The organism is Chryseobacterium sp. B21-037 (genome assembly GCF_028570785.1).
Lineage (GTDB): Bacteria > Bacteroidota > Bacteroidia > Flavobacteriales > Weeksellaceae > Chryseobacterium > Chryseobacterium proteolyticum.
The window spans coordinates 1655976-1677690 of the sequence record NZ_JALGCB010000001.1 but is presented as its reverse complement, the minus strand read 5'-3'; the positions used below and the strand labels follow the sequence as shown (position 1 = coordinate 1677690).

Below are 21715 nucleotides of genomic sequence, written 5' to 3'. Positions count from 1 at the left end.
AACACCAAATAAATCATATTGATATGGAAAGTAAAATAACAAGGAGAGATGCTATCGGAAAAATAGCTGCAACTGTTGCCGTGGCAGCCGTTGCTCCCGGTGCTTTAGCGCAGTCACAAAGTACTACTACAAGAAAAACGAATGCGAAGGAGCTTACGGATCCCCGGAACAAATATACCAAGCCGCCTTTTAATAAGCAATCGCAACCTTTTCCCGGATTGGCAAACAAAATGACACCGGTACCCGATCATGGAGAGAAGAGCTATGTAGGTTCTGGAAGATTAGAAGGAAGAAAAGCACTGATCACAGGCGGTGATTCAGGCATTGGTCGGGCTGCAGCTATTGCTTATGCAAGAGAAGGAGCGGATGTAGCAATTAATTATCTGCCTGCAGAAGAGGAAGACGCAAAGCAGGTGATTGAGCTCATTAAAAAGGAAGGTCGTAAAGGTATTGCCATCCCCGGGGATATTCGCAGTGAAGCCTTTTGCAAGCAATTGGTTACCCAGGCTGTACAGCAACTCGGAGGTCTGGATATTCTGATCAATAATGCAGGTCATCAGAAAGCCAACGAATCTATACTCGATCTTAGCTCCGAAGACTTCGACTGGACGATGAAAACCAATATCTACGCACCTTTTTGGATCACAAAGGCAGCTCTGCCTCATATGAAACCAGGCTCTTCTATCATTGGTCTATCGTCTATTCAGGCTTATGATCCATCCGCTGATCTTTATGATTATGCACAAACCAAGGCAGCAACGACCAATTATGTGAAATCTCTTGCCAAGCAACTGGGCCCGAAAGGGATAAGGGTCAATGGCGTTGCGCCCGGACCTGTTTGGACACCTTTGCAGGTAAGCGGAGGGCAGACACAGGAAAATCTGGAAAAATTCGGTGGTGATACACCGCTCGGAAGGCCGGGACAGCCTGCAGAACTCGCTTCTATATTTGTTCAATTAGCAGCTGATGACGCCAGTTTTGCAACTGGACAGATTTACGGAGCAGCCGGAGGTAAAGGACAGCCATAATCTTAACAACAATTAGAACATGGATTCGTTACGGAAAAAACATTTTACCATAATAATATTATGGTATTTCTTTATTTCCTTTCTAAAAGAAGTGCTTTTCAGGACGGTCAATTATTAAAAGAGTATGAAATTTTGTAATTACCACTTTATGGAGCTCAAGGCGGCGATATAGGTTCGGGCTGTAGGCATAACACCAAAAGTTCTATCCAAAGAGTTACAGGAGCTTGAAGACAATTTGCTGATTAGCCGGACTGTGAATAATACGAAACCGGTTACCGTTTCTTATACACCCACTCAATATATGGAGGAGATTCTTCCGGTCATTGATGCCTTGCTTAATTTTGGTTTGAAACATAGGCAAAAAATAAAAGAAAAGTGATCAGAACAAACAAATAGATTTAAATAAGCCCTGTATGTATAACTAGGATTATTATAATAGCTATTAAGGAATGATTTCAAATCGGTAAGTATTGGTTTCAATGATTATTGCAGAATTTTCTATGAGGTGTTATTTCCCAACATCTTTTTTGTTACAAATTCTTTGAAGAAATAATCTCTGTATATATTTCCAAAGGGGATTTCATTCTCCTTCATGTAAATGGTATTATTGTCTAGAGAATTTATATGCATGGAATTAACGATATAGGATTTACTCACCCTTTCTGCCCGGACAAATAAATAATAATTTGTACTGGGTTCTATATCGGAAAAACTTTGATCTATTTTCATTAATTTGGAGTAGCTTTTTGACTTTTATACTGCTTTTTGAAAACGTTCCAACCTGAGATTTTATCAATATTAAATTAATTGCAGTTTCCAAAAGGTATTATGATTATTTCAGAAAAATACTGAATGCCTCAGGCTCAGAAAGCGGTCCGTTTTCTACGATTCCTACAGCTGTTAACGGAAATATTATTAATCAGACTAACTCTTCTAATGCACCATTGGGCTACTTTAGATTATCAGAAGTGGATACCAAAGATTATACTATTCAATAGTGGGTTGGGATAAAATTTTTGCTAATAATATTTAAAAGTTGACGTTTGTAATCATAACAAAAGGCCTCTTAAGAGGCCCTTTTTATATCTAAATAACATTGATTTTATTCTTTCATCACTTTTTGCGATAAGGAAGTGCCGTCTGCAAATTGGATATTCAGCATATAGACTCCTTTTGTCAGTGCTGAGACACTGATCTTTTGGGATGAGGTGGTTAGAATGATCCTCCCTGCCATATCAAATAAAGTACATAATTTGATCTTTTTCTCTGTTTTTATATTGAGCTCGCCTTTTACAGGATTTGGATATATGCCGGAATTTTGAATTGAGGTTTCTTTGATACTCAGTTCTCCTGCATCGTAATACCTAGCAAAAACGCCATTAGATGCCGATAAACTGTATCCTACAATTATTTTTTTATTGTCCGGGCTAATAACAAGATCAACATTATAGTTAACCCCTCCTGCTGAGAACCCCGGTGTACCTATAGTTACCCAATTGTTGTTATCGAATTTTTTAACCGTAGTTCTCATATTGTTAGTACCGTCTGCATAAGCTATGTAAGGAATGCCATCCGATGCTATGGCAAGGTTGGTAAAAATGGCTGTGCCTGCGGAAAATTGTGCCGGACCTACTGTTTCCCAACTGGTACCGTTAAATTTCATAACAGTTGTTTTTTCACTGTCATTGAAATCTGAATAGCCAATATAAGGAGTACCATTAGGTGCGATTACAAGACTTACATACATGGCACTGAGATCTACCGAGAATCCGGATGTTCCTACCGTCTCCCAACTGGTACCATTAAATTTTTTCACGGTTGCTTTGCCTCCGCTAACAATGTCTCTGTACCCTGCATATAGAGTTCCATTCTGTGCTACAGCAAGATTGACATATTGGGCATCTCCAGCTGAAAAGCCTAATGTTCCCACTGTTTCCCAAATCGTTCCGTTAAACTTCATTACAGTAGCTTTTTTATTGTTATTATTATCTGAATATCCTACGTATGGTGTTCCATCAGGGGCTATAACTAAACTGATAAAAATGGGGCCGCTGCTCGTAAATCCTTGTATTCCTACTGTTTCCCAGCTGGTACCATTGAATTTTTTTACCGTCAATTTACTACCATTCGCATAATCCTGATAGGCAATATACGGAGTGCCATCCGGGGCTGTAGTGAGATCTATCTGAGATGTAATGCCATCCGAAAATCCTTCTGTTCCTACGGTTTCCCAATTGGTACCATTAAACTTCTTTACAGTGGCTTTACTATTGTTCACATAATCTCTGTATCCAAAATATAGGGTACCATTTGGTGTCATCGTAAGGCTGGTAACGTCAGAAGTTCCGAACGAAGGTTGGTTGGAGTCATCGGGACCCAGGGGCTGCCAGGTATTATTTTGACCGAATAAAAAAATAGAAAGGGAGAATAAATAAAGAAAGATAATCTGTCTAAAGAATAATTGTTGTTTCATTTTAGTTAAAAGTTTGCTTTAAATATACATAAAAAGCGGTATAGAAAATTAAAATGAAATAGCAAGTCTTCATCATTCCACAGCATATAAGGCTAGCTTTTCCCTTGATGAATACGTAAAGGAATAGTTGTCCGACAATTCAGTATTGCCTGAGCCTAATAAATCCGATAGGTATAACCATAGGAATACCTCTTACAGATTTAGAATAATATGCAATAAAAATTATTGTAAGAATACAAAAAAATTAATTGAGATCGTAATTTGCAATTACCAGACTAAGGATAAAGTGAACGTAATCCTGTTCAGCATCTTTTCTGTTGATCAGTTTATTTTTATATTCATAAGAATTTAGTTTCTGAGATAACTTCTGATAATCATCAAAAGTATCTCCCTTGATTTTTACCCTCATATTCCCATCTCTTTTCTGGATGATATCATCATCCAAAGTTCTCACCTTGAATAAAACTTCACACAATTTCGGCCGAGCATTCATTGATCCAGCATACCTCTCAACTATATTGATCTTAAAAGAATCAAACATAATTGTATTAAAAACAATGTTAGAGTTAGGCTCCTGCGTATTAAGCGCAAGTTTGTAGTTCATGAATTTAAATTTTGGCAAATATATGATTTAATTACACAAAATAGCATTCATTTTTCAATAGATTATTTTCATAATTATCAGGTCCTAGTCAAGCAGGAGAGGAGAAATGCGAAATAATTTTATATTTATTCACGTTATACTGAAATAAATAGACTGTTATTCAATAGTAGGGATCGTATATCTGTAAAATTTCGAATAAAGGTGAATTTTTTTCCTTTTTAAAAATCGGAAGATTATCCGTAAAAACTTGTTTTAAACTATCTTCTTATAAATGAGGAAGATGAAAAAAGTCAGGGAATTTTTCTATTCTTTTATTTTTTTCCTCATAGGCTTTGCGTAAATTTATTCTTTGTATAATAAATACCAATACAATGGAAGGATATAGTTATGGGATGGTCGGCCTTGGTGTAATGGGGAGAAATCTTCTTTACAATATTGCTGATAACGGTTTTTCAATCGCAGGATTTGACCTTGATGTAGCGAAAGTAAAAGAATTAGAGGCTGAGGCCACTTCAGAAATGAAAATAAAAGGGATAGGTTCCCTAGAAGATTTTGTTTCCGCATTGGAAAGTCCGAGGAAAATTATTCTTATGGTGCCGGCGGGCAAGCCTGTAGATGCAGTTCTTGAAAGCCTGACTCCGCTTTTAAGTAAAGGCGATATCGTTATTGATGCAGGAAATTCTTATTTTGAAGATACCAACAGACGTATTGCCGATTTGGCCTCAAAAAATCTGCATTTTATGGGGATGGGGGTTTCCGGCGGTGAAAAAGGTGCACGATTTGGACCGAGTATAATGCCAGGAGGAGATTTGGAAGCATTTCGTCTTCTTCAGCCTATGTTGGAGGCCATTTCTGCAAAAGTGGATAATGAAGCCTGTACCGCATATATGGGGAAAGGATCAGCAGGAAATTATGTGAAAATGGTTCATAATGGGATTGAATATGCCATTATGCAACTGATCAGTGAGGCCTATGACCTGCTAAAAAGAGGAGCTAAGCTTAACAATGATGAGCTATATCAGGTTTTTAAAGAGTGGAATAGCGGCGAGATGAACTCATTTTTAATAGAGATCACCCGGGATATTTTTCAACAGAAAGATTCTTTAACCGATGGATACCTGTTGGATCAGATTTTAGATAAAGCAGGGGCAAAAGGAACAGGAAAATGGACTTCTGAGCAAGCCATGGAAATCGGAGTTTCCATTCCGACGATTGATATTGCTGTTACTTCAAGAATATTATCAGCATATAAAGAAGAGAGGGTTCGCGCTTCTAAACTGTATTCAGACCGCGAAATAACAAATCCGGAAGATACTAAAGCATTTATTAAAGAAGTAGGAGATGCACTTTATCTGGCTACCCTGATCAGTTATGCGCAGGGACTGGCTTTACTGGTTAAAGCATCTGAGGAATATGGTTTTGAAATTCCGTTAAAAGATGTTGTAAAAATCTGGAGAGGAGGTTGTATTATTCGTTCCGTGCTGTTAGAGAAATTTTATCTGGCGTACACCCAAGACCCTCATTTATCCAATATCTTACTTGATAAGGATATTTCAGTTATTGTTAAAGAAAAAATAAGCTCATTAAGAAAAACAGCGGCTTATGCTGCCTCTAATGGAATTCCAAGCTTAGGGCTGCAGACTGCTTTAGGTTATTTTGATGCCTATACCACAGCATCTCTTCCTGTAAATCTTATCCAGGCTCAGCGTGATTACTTTGGAGCACATACCTATCAGCGAACCGACAGAGAAGGAGTTTTTCATACTTCTTGGCAAAGTCTAAATCAATAAATTCGGAAAAATGAATGAAAATAAAATCTTGCAGCCAACAACCATTATAATTTTTGGTGCTACAGGAGACCTGGCAAAAAGAAAACTTTTTCCGGCTTTTTATAACTTGTATATCGATGGCAGAATGCCAAAAGGCTTTAATATTGTTGCACTAGGAAGAGCAGATAATACTGATGAATATTTCAGGAGCTATATTAAAGAAAATCTGGAGCGTTTTTCCAGAAAAAAAGTGACTTCTGAAGACTGGGCAGGCTTTCAGGCACATATTACCTACTTTCAGCATCAGCTGGATGAAGAAAGTTCATACCTGTCGTTGTATGAGAAGCTGGAGGCTTTTGATAAAGTGTATGGCGTACGGGCCAACAGATTGTTTTACTTATCAATAGGACCTAATTTCATAGCTACCATTTCAAACCATATTAAAAATACAGCTTTAGCCGGTGATGCTAAAAAAGACCGCATCATTATCGAAAAACCTTTTGGCTATAATAAACAATCGGCAATAGAGCTTAATAGTCTTCTGGCACAGACATTTGAAGAAGAACAGATCTATCGTATCGATCATTATTTAGGAAAAGAAACCGTTCAGAATATATTGGCATTCAGATTTGGGAATTCTATTTTTGAACCTTTATGGGATCATAAATATATAGAATCTGTGCAGATCACTGTTGCCGAGGAAGTGGGGGTAGAGACGCGTGGAGCTTTCTATGAGCAAACCGGAGCATTACGGGATATGGTTCAGAACCATTTATTGCAAATCCTTTGTATGGTTGCTATGGAACCGCCTGCATCCCTTGAATCCGGGGAGATTAGAGACCGGAAAGTAGATGTTCTGAAAGCAATCCGTAGAATTTCTCCTGACCAGGTCGATCATTATGCGGTGAGGGGCCAATATGGAAAGAATATTATAGACGGTGTAGAAATAAAGGGATACCGCCAGGAAGATGGGATTGCTAAGGATTCCAACACAGAGACTTTTGCGGCTGTAAAATTCTACCTTGATAATGAAAGGTGGCAGAATGTTCCTTTTTATGTCCGTACCGGGAAAAAAATGAAAGAAAAACATTCTTATATTACGATCCAGTTTAAACCTTTGCCGCATTCAACGTTCTCGGATAGTCCTCATCTTTTATCAGCAAACAGGCTTATCATCAATATTCAGCCGCTGATGGATATCAGACTTCAGTTTATGACCAAAAAACCAGGGCTTTCGCTGGTCCTAAAACCGGTAGAAATGATCTTTGATAACTTTGTCTGTCAGGAGGATACCCCGGAAGCCTACGAAACTTTATTATTGGATGCGCTTATCGGGGACCTTACCTTATTTATGCGTTCCGATCAGGTAGAAGAAGCCTGGGATGTAGTTACTACTATACAGGAAGCGTGGGAAAATAATAAAGATGCCTCTTTCCCTAATTATAAAGCGGGGAGCTGGGGACCGGATGACAGTATTTCATTGGTTGAAAGACAGGGGCATAGCTGGGTGTAGCAAGTATTAATTTAAAAAGAAAAAAATGAATATTACGATATTTGAAGATCTGGATAAGCTGTATAAAAAAGCAGCAGATACCTTTGTTGATCTTTCAAAAAAATCAATAGAGAAAAACGATAAATTTGTTGTCGCGCTAAGCGGAGGCTCTTCTCCTAAGGCTATTTTCAACTTGCTGGCAACTCCCGGATATGCAGAAAAGATTGAGTGGAATAAAGTGTATTTCTTTTGGGTTGATGAACGATGGGTTCCTTTAGATGATGACAAAAGCAATGCTAAAATGACTTTTGAAGCCTTACTCAATAAGGTTCCGGTTAACAAAGATCAGGTTTTTCCAATGTATAAGGAAGGTATGGCACCTGAAGAATATGCTAAAGAATATGAACAACAGATCCGAAAAGTTCTTGGGCCGGACGGTATTTTCGACTTCATTCTTTTAGGAATGGGAGATGACGGACATACGGCTTCTTTATTTCCGGGAGAAAATGTTTTGGATGAAAAAGAAAAGTGGGTATCCGCTTACTATCTGAAACCTCAGGAAATGTTCAGAATTACTTTAACGGCACCATTGATCAATAAAGCGGATAACATAGTGGTTGTTGCATTTGGGGAGTCTAAAAGGCATGCGCTGAATGAGATACTCAACGGAGAATATAATCCCAAATTATATCCGATGCAGCTTATTGAGAAAAAAGAAGGTTTTCAGTTTTTCACAGATGAAAAAGCAGGAGGTTAAAATCTGAGCTATTTCAACTTATTTTAATCAGAAAATAGAACTTCGCGTCACTGAGCGCTAATTTTTTCAATACTTTATAAAAGTATTCAAAGATTGAAAATTGAATATATTGAGCGTCTAGATCTATAATGGATCTGGACGTTTTATTTTTAAATTGTATGTGGTTTTAGTGCCTTAGATCCTAATATTGAGAAGTTATTTTATCTAATCTTTGTGTGATTTCTCTGGATTTTTCACAAAGAAATATTGATTTTTTTTGAAAAATATTTTAAATAATATTATCTGAAAAATTAATTGTAAAAAGTTTTCATGCATCATTACAAATCAAAATTTCCTTGCTGTTAATATATTCCTGAGGAGTCATTTTAAATTTAGACTTAAAGACTCTGTTGAAAGTTGACCTGTTATAAAAGCCTATAGTAAGATATATTTCCTCCATTGAAAATTCTTCATTTTTGTCTTCAAGGGAAGCAATAAAAGCATTTAATCTAAACTCGTTCAGATAGGTTTTAAAATTATTTTTTGTGTAATTATTGATGGTTGTAGAAACGTATTGGGTATTGGAATTCACATCACGTGCTAATTGCTTGAGACTATATTCCGGATTTTTCCATGGTTTTTCAGTTTGCATTAACAGCTCAATTTTTTTAAATAATTTTTCATAAATAGTGATTGAAAGCTCATCCTCAGAATATTTATTCTTAAACAATCTCATTTTTTTCTGTTTCTCCAGTAAGAAGAAACCTTCTACGCTTATATTATTTTCCATTAAGAAAATGTAGACAGATTTCAATCTAAGAATTTGAATTGCATAGTATAAACAAACAGTAAAGATGATAAATGCCCAGACAATCATATAAGTATTGGAAACTTCATAGTAAAGAATATCATTGATATTTATATTGTCTTTTATAAAATAATAGTTAAATATAATACTTAATGGAAGACCTGTAAGTAAAATGGCCGATATATAAACTGTTTTCTTTACGTTGTAAAATAATAGCAATGCAATAGGAAATATAAAGACATATACAATAATACTTGGAAAATTCTGATAATATACAATGGTCAGAAAAGTATTTAAAAGCATAAGATAAGCCAAGGTAAGTTTTCCAACTTTCTGAAAGTTATAATCCCCAGAAACTAAAGTGAAAATATAACAAGGCCCTACTGTTAAAAGTAATATTAAATCATAAAAAAGGTGTTTGGTTCCCCAAAAATAGAGATCAAACAACAATGTGATGAACTGTTTCACCAATAATAAGAATATGATTTTTTTAGCGAAAGAATATTCTAATTTTTCTATTTTATTTTTTACTTCATCTGCGAGTACATGCATAACAATATATAATTATATAAAAGTGATGTTTTGATAATTTCATTGAATAATATCATGTATCATTTCCGTAGATGTAAACTTTAAAAATGGTTGATTTTAAGTGTTTTATAATTTTTACAAAATGAAACATATCTTTTTTTAAACTATTCGATTTTCAAAAATTGTGCCTATAATTTTGTAGGACATAAATTTTAAAAAAAAATTATTATGAAAAATTACCCGATTATTAGTATCGTATTATTATTGTTTTTATTCTTTAATCCTTTATTTTTTACTGCTCAAGTTGGGATTAATACAACAACACCAAATTCGAATTCTGTGCTTGATTTAACTTCAGATAATAGAGGTTTTTTACCTCCAAGATTAGCATTATCATCTATAAATTCTCCATCTCCTTTGTCCGAACATGTGGCAGGTATGGTTGTCTACAACATTGCTAAAGTAAATGATGTGAGTCCTGGTTTATATGTCAATGATGGAGTGCAATGGGATAAAATAAATCAGCCTTCTGACGATGAGTCGGGTTCCATATTGTTAAAACAAAAATACAGAGGAAGGAATCTACAGTCTAATGGCTTTAATAAACCAACATTAAAAGTGCCTTCCATGAATTTGGAGTTCAGATTTGCAACTTATAATGGTACAACACCTGGAGCCAATAGCGATAATTCCTATACATATATTGAAGTAAGATTATTGTCAGCTCCTGTTTCAGATGTTACTTATTATGCTAGTTTATTGTGGTTTGGGTCTAGCACAAATGGAAGTGTGCAGAATGTTACCTTTACTCCATCGAATTGGGATACATGGTCAAATGCTTTATCATACAATGGAAATTGGACAAGACCATGGGGATTTCAGTTTCAGATTTCTACAAAAGATGGAGTAATACCGGGAAGTAATGATTTAAAAGCGGGGTACTTTTATGGGTTTGATAGTTTTAATAATGGGGCAGGAGCCGAAAACGAAACATATGTTGTTGCATTCGAACAATACTAAGATTATCAAGAAGCAGATGAATATTTTCATTTATAACTGATATCTGTTTCTAAAATAATTATACAGCCTGAGATTATTTTCTAGGCTGTATTTTATTATATATAAGAAAGTAACTTTTACATGATCGTCTTTTTTGTAAAGCTTACTTTTATTTTAAGATGATAGTTATTAAGTTTTTGGAAACTAAGATTTTCACTAATGTAGTTACAATTTGTGTGTAAATTGTAATGATAATACTGCAATGATTGTTTATTATATATAATAATCAACGTTAACTCTTCAAAAAACTTAGATCAATTTTACTATGAAAAAACTTCTGTTAAGCTTAATTTACCTTAGTGTATCTGTTGTTTCTGCACAAAAACTGAAAAAGCCAGTAATATCCAACTCTAAAAAAGAGTTTTTTTCCCATCAATCTATTCAGCTCGAAACCGATAAAATTTTTAATAAACTTGTTGAGATCAGAAGAGATTTTCATAGAAATCCGGAATTGGCAGGTCATGAAATTCGGACTCAGAAGATGCTAAAACAGTATTTGATTGCCTTAGGACTTGAGGTAGAAACGGATATATATGGGTATGGAGTAGTAGGAATCTTAAGGGGTGAACGTGAAGGAAAGAAAATAGCCTGGAGATCAGATATGGATGCGCTTTTAAATGATTTTCCGGATCCGCAGCCTTTCAAATCAGAAACAAAAGGTATTCAACATAGCTGTGGTCATGATGTTCATATGGCGATCGGACTGGGAATCGCTGAAATTCTTGCTAAAAATAAAAAGCATTTAAAAGGAATCGTTTACTTTGTATTCCAACCGGAAGAAGAAACCTTTATGGGAGCTAAAGGAATAATGAATACTAATTTATTTTCCAAAATAGCTCCTGATGAAATATATGGTCTGCACGTAACCGCTCTCCCGGTAGGAGAAATAATAGTGAAGCCGAATGAAGTATTTGCTTATCAGAAAAGAATACGAATTGAATTAAAAAAAGAATTATCAAAAGAGGAGATAAAAAGTTTAACCGGGAAAATTCATACCTCTTTGTCCCGCATGAACGCAGGAAGTAAGCCATGGGAAATTCAGCATATAATAGATCCGGATATAGGATTGATAAACCCTAATACTATTTTTAAAGATTATCGCATCCTGGACGATAAGTTGAGTGTCTATTCTAGAAATGATCACTTCTTTCTCGAAGCTTATCTGTATGAGACCAATGCATCACGTGTTCCGAAAATAATTCCTGAAGTTAAAAGATTGGTGGAGGATGCTTATAAAAGTCAGCTTATTTCAGTTTCATTTATACAAGAAAACCCTACAGTCATCAATGATGAAAAACTGACCGGCACTGCAATAAAAACCATTCGTGATATTTACAGGATCAATGCAATTTCTCCTGATTATGGACAGGTTCCGTTTTTTAATGATGACTTTGCTTATTTTCAACAAAAAATACCAGGTGTATATTTTCTCCTTGGAGGTTCCAACTTTGAAAAAGAAATGATTGCTATGAATCATTCTCCAAATTTTCAAGTGGATGAAGAAAGCATAAGAACAGGGGTGAAGTATTTTTCATCGCTGATTATTGAACAACTTTATAAAAACTAAGTTCTTTCACGAAACTTTTTTTAAAATAATTCCTTTTTGAAAAGGGAACTTTAAAATTTTAAATAAAAAAAGATGTAGTTTTGAATCAAGCATCGTATAGTTTTATTAAACTCATTAGCATAGCAAAAGTAAATTGAAAAAAATTATAAGTATAGCCATTGCTGTTTCAGGATGGATTAATATGTATTCTCAAAGCACCTATGTTTTTTTTGGATCTTTTAACCGTGACAAAGCAGCTGATGGAATCTATGTATATCAGCTGAATACAGATACCGGGAAATTATCAAAAGTAGTCAAAACAAAGAATATCCTGAATCCATCCTATATCACCCTGTCGCCCAATGGAAAATACATTTTTGCCTGTACGGAAAGTAAAACACCCAATGCCGGCAGTGTAAGCAGTTTTGAATTTGATCCTGCCAAAAAAACACTTAATTTTATCAATAGCCAAAAGAGTGGTGGTGAAAATCCGGTTTATGTAACTGTTCACAAAAATGGTAAATGGTTGTTGAATGGGAATTATACGGAAGGAAGTATTTCTGTATATCCAATTTCAGATAATGGAAAGATCTATCCGATGGTCCAACGGTTCCAGTTTTCAGAAGGAAGTGTCAATCCTGAAAGACAGGACCGTTCTCATATTCATTCAACCGTTTTTTCACCGGACTTTAATTATGTATTTGCTTCTGATCTGGGTGCGGATAAGATCAGGATTTATCAATTTAAAAATGATGCGGTTCAACCAATGGATGATGCTGAACCTGCTTTTATTCCTACTATGGCGGGAACGGGACCCAGGCATTTCACCTTTCACCCTAATGGTAAATTTGCGTATTGTATCGAAGAATTAGGCGGGGCGATTGATGTGTATTCCTATGAAAACGGAAAATTAGAAAACATCCAAAGAATCAGTACCCATAAAAATGAAGTAATAGATAATTTTGAAAGTTCAGATGTTCATATTTCTCCTGATGGAAAGTTCTTGTATGCTTCAAACAGGGGTAATGAAAATAATATTGCTATTTTTTCAATACTTGAAAATGGTACCTTAAAAACTGTAGGATATCAGCCCACTTTTGGTAAACAGGCAAGAGTATTTGAAATAGATGAAGAAGGGAAGTTTTTAATCGTGACCAATGCTGCCAGTGGAAATGTTTTTGTGTTCAGACGCAATCAGCAAACGGGATTGCTGCAGAAAGTAGGAAGGAAGCTAAAAATAAAAGGGGTATCTTGTGTGAAGATAAAAAAATACCACTCTCGTTTCTAATAATTTACTTTATGGACAAAGAAACAGCCAGATATATCATAGCGTATTTCAGCGAATTAATGACTGATCATGAAAAGTTAATCTTAACTTATCGCATGTATTCATTCATGTCTTTTTCCGATATTCAAACGGGAGATTTGGGAGAACTAAAATCAGATGAGCCTTCAGAATATGATCATGAAAAGATTAGATTAAATGTAGCAACCAGGATTATATCTGAATACCCTGAAAAAGTATTTTTTAACAATTGTCCAAAATGCGGAAAACTTGCGCGTACACCAAAAGCAAAGCAATGCAGGTATTGCAAATATAGATGGGATTATGTAGTAACAGCTCAGTTTAAACTTGATTTTGTTTTAGAAATTACCAATAGGCCCTTTTTTCTAATAGGACAAATTATCAATGGTGAAATAAATCAAAGCCACCTGATAGACATGACTAATGTGGGAATAGATAAATTAGTAAAAATTGACAGTATTGAATTTGCGTATTATCATCAAAATGAACAAATATCGGGTAGTATTGGACTGGCAACGAGTGGCCTGACAGAAGAAGAAAAGCAATATTTAAAAGATAAAAGTCCTTTTAGAAAACCAGTTAATATCATTAGTAAATAATGAGTAATCAATATTTCATACCGATTATTCAGTGTAATCATTCTGATAATAGACATATCCTTCAAAAAATGAATTCGTAAATATCTCTCTTGGATATTGAAGAGGAAAAGCTTAACCAATATTTTTAATGAGAAAATGTAAATATTATGCTTTTTATTTCATATTATAGTGAATTAAATTACTTGCGTAACTATTTATTAATGGTAGATTAAAGATAATAATTTGTCACTAATTAATGAATTTTTGTAATTTAGCCGAAACTTAACCAGTAAGTAAACTGAACGAATTTGCTAAAATTTAGATTGTCGGGGGTATTTACTAATAACCAATACAAGAGGTTGTCTTAAATGACAGCCTCTTATTATTTATTATAAGTAGTCCGAAATGGGAAACAGTAGGGCGATAGACAATAAAAAAGCCTTCCGGAGAAGGCCTAAAAAAAACACAAATGTGATTAAATCACAAGAAGTTCAAATATAATAAAAAATCCTCAACCTAAGTTGAGGATAAAAACTAATAACCATGAAACTCAAACATGAGTCACGTGCATAGTAAACGGAGCATATGAAATAATATTTTGTAAAAAATAAAGAAAATACAGGAAAACCCGTGTTTAAAGTGGTTGTGTGGTATATATTTTTTTATTCTTCTGTTTTTTTATCGAATATTTTTTGAATAATAAGGGATTTAACTATATCAAATTAAGTATTATAACAAAAGTGGTCCCTTTCTTTTGTTATATTTTTTACTTCTAAATCCCAACTTTTACATCATTAAAGTCTTTTGTCATATAATATTCAAAACATAATAAAAGTGGAATAAAATTAGTAAAGCTGAAAATAATTGACGCTTTATAATGTTAAAATCTATTATCTTAGTTAATAGAATTTTGTTACACTTACCGCCAATGGACAATGAATTTCAACCAGATGCAATTATCGTAGGTTTTGGTTTGGCAGGACTTACTGCTGCTATGGAAATAACGAACGCCGGAAAAAAAGTATTATTGATCGATCAGGAGACAGAACAGAATATCGGAGGACAGGCATTCTGGTCTTTTGGTGGTCTTTTTCTGATTAATTCTCCTCAGCAGCGAAGAGTAGGAATTAAGGACTCTTATGAACTGGCGAAACAGGACTGGATGGGAACAGCAGGTTTTGATCGTAAAGAAGATTACTGGCCGAAACAATGGGCAGAAGCCTATCTGAATTTCGCAGCTAACGAAAAGTATGATTATATTTCTAAAATGGGAATTAAGCTGATGTTCATGGTGGGGTGGGCAGAAAGAGGAGATGGCTCCGCGGATGGGCATGGTAACTCCGTTCCTCGTTTTCATGTAAGCTGGGGCACTGGGACCGGGGTTGTAAAACCTTTTGTAGAAAAGGCTTACGAAGCAAAAGCAAAAGGGCTTCTTGAAATGAGGTTCAGGCATCGCGTTACCAGCCTTATTACAGAAAATGGTAAGGTCACAGGCATTGAAGGAGACATTCTTGAAAATGACAATAAAGAAAGAGGTGAGGCAACCAGCAGAATTGTTGTTTCACAATTCAAATACAGTGCACCCCATATTATTATTGCTTCCGGAGGAATAGGAGCTAATCATGAACTGGTGCGCAAAAACTGGCCGCAACGATTAGGTAAAGCTCCTGAAAAAATGGTATCTGGAGTTCCTGCTTATGTAGACGGGAAAATGATAGGGATTACTGAAAATGTCGGAGCTGATATCATCAACAGGGATCGGATGTGGCACTATACGGAAGGTCTTCAAAACTGGAATCCTATTTGGCCGGATCATGGGATCAGGATATTACCGGGACCTTCATCCCTGTGGTTTGATGCGAATGGAAACAGGCTTCCAGCGCCTTTCTTACCTGGGTTTGACACATTGGGAACCCTGAAATACATACAGGATACTGGGTTTTCTTATTCGTGGTTTATTTTAACACAAAAAATCATTAAAAAAGAGTTTGCCCTTTCTGGCTCCGAGCAAAACCCTGACATTACAAATAAGGATTACGGTCTTTTTTTTAAAAGAATCTTTGGGAAAAAAGCACCAGGTCCTGTGGAAGCTTTTAAAGAACATGGAAAAGATTTTATTGTATCGGATAATCTTCAGGATCTGATTAAAAGGATGAATGAACTTTCCGGAGATCATCTTTTGGATTATGAAAAGGTAAAATCTCAGATCGAAGCCAGGGACAGAGAATTGGATAACTCGTTTTCAAAAGATACACAGGTGAATTACATAAGAAGTACCAGAAAATACCTTGGAGATAAATTGGGAAGAGTAGCCACACCACACAAGATACTGGATCCACGAAACGGACCTTTAATTGCGGTAAGGCTTAATATTCTGACAAGAAAAACGTTAGGAGGGATTAAGACCAATCTGAATGGACAGGTTTTAAGAGAAGATGATACAATAATAGAAGGACTTTATGCGGCTGGGGAGGTTGCAGGTTTCGGAGGGGGAGGAATGCATGGCTATCGAGCCCTGGAAGGAACCTTTTTAGGAGGCTGTATTTTTTCAGGAATGAAAGCCGGAAAATATATTGCCGGGCTGAAATAAGATAAAGAACAATATCATGAGCACCTACTTTGATGATAAAACAGTTTGGATCACAGGGGCTTCTTCCGGAATAGGAGAAGCATTGGTAATGGAGCTGGCTGCAAAGACTACAGCAAAAATAATTCTTTCATCCAGAAAAGAAGATCAGCTGGAAGCAGTTGCGCAAAAAGCAAAGCTGTCCAAAAATCGGTACGCGGTATTACCACTGGACCTTTACAACTATAAGAATATGGCTATTGTTGCAGCAGAGGCAGCTGGAAAATTCGGAAGTATTGATCTTCTTATTAATAATGCAGGATTGTCTCAGCGGTCTCTGGCAATGGAAACTGATATTGAAGTTGATAAACGTCTGATAGACATAGATTATATTGGAACAGTGGCCCTTACCAAAGCAATAATTCCTTACATGATCAGGAATGGAGGAGGACAAATTGCTGTTGTTTCAAGCCTTATGGGTATTTTCGGGGCTCCGATGCGGAGTGGTTATGCGGGAGCAAAACATGCTTTGCATGGCTTTTTTGATGCTCTTCGGGCAGAATTATACAAAGAAAATATTCTGATAACTATTATTTGTCCGGGGTTTATACAAACCAATATTTCAATGAATGCCGTAACCGGAGACGGATCTTCACAGGGAACCATGGATAATGCAACCCAAAATGGTATGCCGGTTCACGTTTTTGCCAGAAAAATGCTTCGTGCGATTGAAAAGAAAAAATACCAGAAAGCGATAGGAGGCAAGGAAGTTCTGGGTGTTTTTCTTAAAAGATTTTTCCCCGCATGGCTGGCCAGGATTACCAGAAAAGCGAAAGTAGTTTAAAAAATCGTACAGGCAATTCCAATTGATCAAGAATGTATGTGAGGTAGGCTATATATCCTGTTTCATACCAGGTGAGATAAATTCTTTGTAGTAATCCAGAGTGGAAGTAGTCAGTTTTATAAAACCTCCCGGGTAAGCGAGAGGTATATAAACTGTTGAGATTATAATAACACAGGTTATTAGACTATAAAGATATAAAGATTTTAAAATTAATTGTCATTATTTTTGTTAATTATTCGTTATCTGTAGAATAATTATGGTTTTTTTTATTAAAAAAACTATTTTTCGGCTTGTATTTTTAGATTTCTTAACCATTCCTGTAAAGAATGTTCCAGATGGCTCTGGAATTTTTTATGCATCATGGTAACAAGCCACCCTTCCATACTTTCATCTACAACAACGGTCGTGTTTACACCATTCGGAACAAATGTCCAGTTGTGAATCTGATATGTTGTTGGGTCTGAACAGGAGCATTTCGGTTGATATCTTCTGAAACTTTATAAGAACTGGTAAGTTCTAATATGCCAATGATCAGGAGCAGCGCTGTTAATAAAGCTAAAACACTAAAGAGAAACTTTTTCATAATGTTGTTTTTGAATATTTTGATACACGAAGCTACCGATTTGTTGTTCACGTTTATTGTAAGAAAACGAAATAATACAGGTTCTGCTTTTGATTTAAGAAAAAATCACACATTATTATTTAAATAGTCATTAAAAAAATCCGGGACCAATTGGCCCCGGATAAAAAACAGTTTAAAACTATTAACACTAATTAATGATTATCTTGAAGTCTCAAAGAATAATCAATTATAAAAAACTGACTTATTATTACTTTTTCTCATCATTTGTGTTTTTTGCTTATTATTAGAAAAACTATATATCTTCTTGAAATTTTTTGATGATCAGTAATTAAATGTATTTTTTAGCGTTTAACTGCAATTTTTTTTTCATTTGTGTTTTTTTTAAGTTAAATTAAGAGATTGTGTTAATTTTTTTTAAAGTGATCTTTATTGAAGTTGATCTTTTGTTGTTTTATTTTACTTTCTGATTTAAATAATTTCCTGTCACAAAACTATAATGAAAAAACTTATAAACAAACCTTAAAGCGCCTATTGTGCAGAGATGTGTTAATTTATGTATATTTGTGTAAGTGCATTTTTTTATATGATTGATTGTGGTCATAAATGTAAATTGGTTAAATGGAAAAACATATAAATACACAAAATATACAGGGATTGAGTTGTATTGAAAAGCAGTCAATAGTCCTGTAAAATAATTACCAATTGTATATATTTAATTAATTTAGAAACATGCTAATAAATAAAGTATTAAAAACATCCACATTCTTTATTGTTTTTTTTATTTTTTGTAGTAATACCGGGGCACAGAATAGCAGTAAAGAAATTGATAGTGTAAGCCGGTTGTTGGAAAAAAATTATATAACAGGAGATAATAATCCAGGACTCACGCTTAAGAATGCTATTGTTCTTTATTATCTATCCCGTGAAAAGAAATTTTACCCTGGGCAAGTTTATTCAATATTTGAAGAAGTTAGGATATATCAACTTAATGGTGATTTTGATGCGGCTTTGGCCAAAATTAATGAAGGTGTTGATCTGGCGATAAAACAAAATGATTACAATATGATATGTCGCATTTTGTTATCTTATCATAAAGTACTCTTACAGCTTGATCACCTAAGTGCTGCAAAACAAATTTTAAATAAATGTCAGGAGTATAATAAACTTGTTACTATAAAGAATGATAAGCTGGTTAATGATATACACATCACAGTGGCAAAGGCTGAGCTATTGACGATTAGTGAAAATTTTAATGAAAGTACCAAGCAAGAGGTTGTCAGACTTAAAAAACTTGCTTATTCACAATGTCTAAAAATAGGTAATGAAAGCAGATTGAAGAAGGTAACCACAATCTGTACACTTGAGTCCCTGGCCGGTTCCCTCGCACGCTTTAAAAAAGTAGATGAAGCCAGAAAGTATATCGCTATCACAGATCAGTTTCTTGCTTCATTTCCGGACGATAGATTTATCATCCAGAATTTAATAAATAAAGGAATCGTTGAAAAAGAATCCGGGAATTATCCTGCAGCTATTAGTTATTTTTCAAGGGCTATTATGGACTCCCAAAAAGATCATAACCGATATGAGCAGTATGAGGTGTATGCCATGATGGCTGAATCATATGAAGGATTGAAAGATTATGAACAATCTACTTATTTTTCAAAAAAGTATAAACGGATCATAGATAGCGTTGATCTGGTAAAGAAAAAATCAGGGGATGTAAATTTTATTAATAAAATAAATGGTAAGGTTTCTGACAATGTAGAAGAGGTGTCATCAAAACCAACAAATATTGCTATTGGTGCAGGTGTTATTCTCTTAGCAGCTCTTTTTGGTTTCCTTTATTATAAAAAGAAACAAGGAAATAAAGAGGATAATTCTATTCAGAATAAAATACCAGATGAAGTGCCGGCAGATATCATTAACCTCGAAAAAGCTGAAACGGAAACTGTAAAGGATAACATTTCAAATGCAAAATCAGAAAATACAAAAGAACTGATACTTTTAGCTAAAGAAGATATCAATGCATTTTACATAGAGTTCCAGAAAATATATCCTAATTTTTATCCTACCCTGAAAAGTAAATACCCTGATCTGAATATTTCGGATATCAACTTCTGTACGCTTCTGAAGATGAATTTTGGAATTAAGGAAATATCTCAATATGCCAATTCTACAATCAGAGCAGCTGAAGCGAGAAGATACAGGATCAATAAAAAGATGGAGCTGAAAAATCAAAATGAGCTATATATGGTACTATCATCTATTAATTAAAGGAACAGGTCGTTGTATCAAAATCCGAAGCCACAGGTGACTTCGGATGAAAACAATCTGAATTGTTTATAGTGAAAACGACTATTTAAACGATAAGGAGAGCTTTATCATATAGATGGCTGGCTCTACTGGCTTCACGTGCTTTTCATTGTTTTGTCTGGGGGACGTTTATTAATTTTCGGACATTACTTTTCCTGCAGTTTTGTTGTAAACTGTTAAATAATGTTGAACGATTAAAAAAATAAATGAAAAGCAGCTAATCTTTAAAATAAAGCCTGCGAAAGAAGCCAGAGGAGCAGCCTGATAAGAATGAAGGACATTTGGCTTATTTATACTTAATGAAAGTAGCCTGTATCTTTTTTACTTTCATGTTAGTGGTTACCGACCCACCGGTATAAGTATTGTTTTTACTTCCTTTCTTCATGTTTCCAAAATCGCTTTTCGAACTTCCCGTAACCTCTTCTGTAAGCTTCATAATAACACCGTCTGCACCTCGTGACTTGCCTAATTCAATCGCTTTTTGCTGCATAGCATCCATGGAACTGAAACCTTGATTGATTTCTGTTGTCCCCATTGTTTCATGCTCTCTTTTTACATCAGCAGCATCAAAATAAACATCTACGTTTTGTGTGGCAGCATATGTTTTCCCAAAATAGGAAGGTGCACATGATGTTGCCAGTGAAAGGGCTAAAACTCCAACGGATTGGATTAATAATGATTTTCTCATTTTTTTGATTTATAAATTGATTGTTTGTGTATATATTGGTTTATTGTCTGTAATCCTATTCCGGGCCTTCTTCTTTTTTATTGGTAATTACTTTACCCAGCATTTGATTCATAAAAGATTCGCGGTAAGTCTGCCCGATTGGTATCTGGTTTTTAGTAAATTCGAGTTGGACTAAATTTCCATGGATCATCATAATAAAAGGGACTGCAATAATGAATGATTTATGTATTCTGAGAAAATGATCACCTGGTAATTTATTTTCAAGTCCACCGATATTTAATAATGCCAGGATTTCTTCTCCATCTCTGGTATGAAAGCATACATATTTTCCTTTTCCTTCTATGTATACAATATCCTGGGTTTTAATTTTTATTAGTTTTCCTTTATATTCTGTCTTAACCATGATAAAATCGTCTTCTGCATCTTTTGTAGATAAAGAAATGATTTCCTGCGCCCGTTGTACTGCCTGTAAAAACCGTGGAAAGAAAATTGGTTTTAGCAGATAATCTACAACATTATGGTCGAATCCGTCTAAAGCATACTCTCTGAAAGCGGTAGTGAGGATGACTTTATACCTGTCATTTAGTAATGGTAGAAATTCAACTCCTGACATACCCGGCATCTGAATATCTAGAAAAATGAGATCCACTTCCGTAGTATTCAAAATTTGTAAAGCTTCTGCCGGATTCATAGCAGAACCTACAAGTTTCAGAAATGGTGTTTGCTCAATATGCAATGCAAGTAATTCTATTGCGTGCGCTTCATCATCTACGACAATACAGTTAATCATA

19 protein-coding genes are annotated in these 21715 nt (G+C 35.0%); 12 read left to right on the top strand and 7 right to left on the bottom strand.

Annotated elements, in window-relative coordinates:
- Positions 1-23 precede the first annotated feature (23 nt).
- Positions 24-1028: an SDR family oxidoreductase gene (locus MTQ00_RS07370; protein ID WP_273648294.1), complete on the top strand. Its 1005-nt coding sequence runs from the start codon at positions 24-26 to the stop codon at positions 1026-1028.
- A gap of 187 nt (positions 1029-1215) precedes the next feature.
- Complete coding sequence (locus MTQ00_RS07365) at positions 1216-1407, top strand: winged helix-turn-helix transcriptional regulator (RefSeq protein WP_273651053.1); 192 nt, start codon at positions 1216-1218, stop codon at positions 1405-1407.
- 119 nt (positions 1408-1526) lie between these two features.
- Here MTQ00_RS07365 and MTQ00_RS07360 read toward each other — a convergent pair whose 3' ends face one another.
- The 3 genes from MTQ00_RS07360 to MTQ00_RS07350 form a co-directional block, all read right to left on the bottom strand.
- A complete protein-coding gene (locus MTQ00_RS07360) occupies positions 1527-1757 on the bottom strand; it encodes a hypothetical protein (protein WP_273648293.1) in 231 nt (76 codons plus the stop codon).
- A 373-nt stretch (positions 1758-2130) separates the two neighbouring features.
- Positions 2131-3501, bottom strand: a complete 1371-nt coding sequence (locus tag MTQ00_RS07355) for a T9SS type A sorting domain-containing protein (RefSeq protein WP_273648292.1) — start codon at positions 3499-3501, stop codon at positions 2131-2133.
- A 244-nt stretch (positions 3502-3745) separates the two neighbouring features.
- Positions 3746-4105 carry a prevent-host-death protein gene (locus tag MTQ00_RS07350; protein WP_172278770.1) on the bottom strand — a complete coding sequence of 120 codons (360 nt, stop codon included), beginning with the start codon at positions 4103-4105 and terminating at the stop codon, positions 3746-3748.
- A 371-nt stretch (positions 4106-4476) separates the two neighbouring features.
- On the opposite strand from MTQ00_RS07350, the gene gndA reads away from it, so the two are divergent.
- From gndA to pgl, 3 genes are read left to right on the top strand one after another with little or no spacing between them, the layout of a single operon-like run.
- Entirely contained in the window at positions 4477-5895 is a 1419-nt protein-coding gene (gene gndA / locus MTQ00_RS07345) for an NADP-dependent phosphogluconate dehydrogenase (protein ID WP_273648291.1), read from the top strand.
- Positions 5896-5905: 10 nt separating this feature from the next.
- A complete protein-coding gene (gene zwf / locus MTQ00_RS07340) occupies positions 5906-7387 on the top strand; it encodes a glucose-6-phosphate dehydrogenase (protein WP_172278766.1) in 1482 nt (493 codons plus the stop codon).
- A gap of 25 nt (positions 7388-7412) precedes the next feature.
- The gene (gene pgl, locus MTQ00_RS07335) at positions 7413-8123 is read left to right on the top strand and encodes a 6-phosphogluconolactonase (protein ID WP_273648290.1); all 711 of its coding nucleotides are present in this window, start codon (positions 7413-7415) and stop codon (positions 8121-8123) included.
- A gap of 307 nt (positions 8124-8430) precedes the next feature.
- On the opposite strand, the gene MTQ00_RS07330 is transcribed toward pgl, so the two are convergent.
- On the bottom strand, positions 8431-9462 hold the full coding sequence (locus MTQ00_RS07330; RefSeq protein ID WP_273648289.1) for a helix-turn-helix domain-containing protein: 1032 nt from the start codon (positions 9460-9462) through the stop codon (positions 8431-8433).
- 207 nt (positions 9463-9669) lie between these two features.
- On the opposite strand from MTQ00_RS07330, the gene MTQ00_RS07325 reads away from it, so the two are divergent.
- The 6 genes from MTQ00_RS07325 to MTQ00_RS07300 all read left to right on the top strand — a co-directional run bounded on the left by MTQ00_RS07325 (position 9670) and on the right by MTQ00_RS07300 (position 17340).
- Positions 9670-10461 (top strand): hypothetical protein, encoded by a 792-nt coding sequence (locus tag MTQ00_RS07325; protein ID WP_273648288.1) that lies wholly within the window; start codon positions 9670-9672, stop codon positions 10459-10461.
- A gap of 304 nt (positions 10462-10765) precedes the next feature.
- Entirely contained in the window at positions 10766-12067 is a 1302-nt protein-coding gene (locus tag MTQ00_RS07320) for a M20 metallopeptidase family protein (protein WP_273648287.1), read from the top strand.
- 133 nt (positions 12068-12200) lie between these two features.
- Positions 12201-13334, top strand: coding sequence for a lactonase family protein (locus tag MTQ00_RS07315; RefSeq protein ID WP_337249968.1), 1134 nt, complete (start codon positions 12201-12203; stop codon positions 13332-13334).
- An 11-nt stretch (positions 13335-13345) separates the two neighbouring features.
- Positions 13346-13951, top strand: a complete 606-nt coding sequence (locus tag MTQ00_RS07310) for a hypothetical protein (protein ID WP_273648286.1) — start codon at positions 13346-13348, stop codon at positions 13949-13951.
- Between the two features lie 907 nt (positions 13952-14858).
- The gene (locus MTQ00_RS07305; protein WP_273648285.1) at positions 14859-16520 is read left to right on the top strand and encodes an FAD-binding dehydrogenase; all 1662 of its coding nucleotides are present in this window, start codon (positions 14859-14861) and stop codon (positions 16518-16520) included.
- 16 nt (positions 16521-16536) lie between these two features.
- Positions 16537-17340, top strand: coding sequence for an SDR family oxidoreductase (locus MTQ00_RS07300; protein WP_273648284.1), 804 nt, complete (start codon positions 16537-16539; stop codon positions 17338-17340).
- Positions 17341-17749: 409 nt separating this feature from the next.
- Here MTQ00_RS07300 and MTQ00_RS07295 read toward each other — a convergent pair whose 3' ends face one another.
- Complete coding sequence (locus MTQ00_RS07295; protein WP_273648283.1) at positions 17750-17923, bottom strand: hypothetical protein; 174 nt, start codon at positions 17921-17923, stop codon at positions 17750-17752.
- 729 nt (positions 17924-18652) lie between these two features.
- Between MTQ00_RS07295 and MTQ00_RS07290 the strand changes: the two genes are divergently transcribed.
- The gene (locus MTQ00_RS07290; protein WP_273648282.1) at positions 18653-20197 is read left to right on the top strand and encodes a tetratricopeptide repeat protein; all 1545 of its coding nucleotides are present in this window, start codon (positions 18653-18655) and stop codon (positions 20195-20197) included.
- Positions 20198-20522: 325 nt separating this feature from the next.
- On the opposite strand, the gene MTQ00_RS07285 is transcribed toward MTQ00_RS07290, so the two are convergent.
- Together MTQ00_RS07285 and MTQ00_RS07280 are read right to left on the bottom strand one after the other, a co-directional pair.
- Positions 20523-20924, bottom strand: a complete 402-nt coding sequence (locus MTQ00_RS07285; RefSeq protein WP_273648281.1) for a hypothetical protein — start codon at positions 20922-20924, stop codon at positions 20523-20525.
- 55 nt (positions 20925-20979) lie between these two features.
- Positions 20980-21714: a LytR/AlgR family response regulator transcription factor gene (locus MTQ00_RS07280; RefSeq protein WP_273648280.1), complete on the bottom strand. Its 735-nt coding sequence runs from the start codon at positions 21712-21714 to the stop codon at positions 20980-20982.
- Position 21715 lies beyond the last annotated feature (1 nt).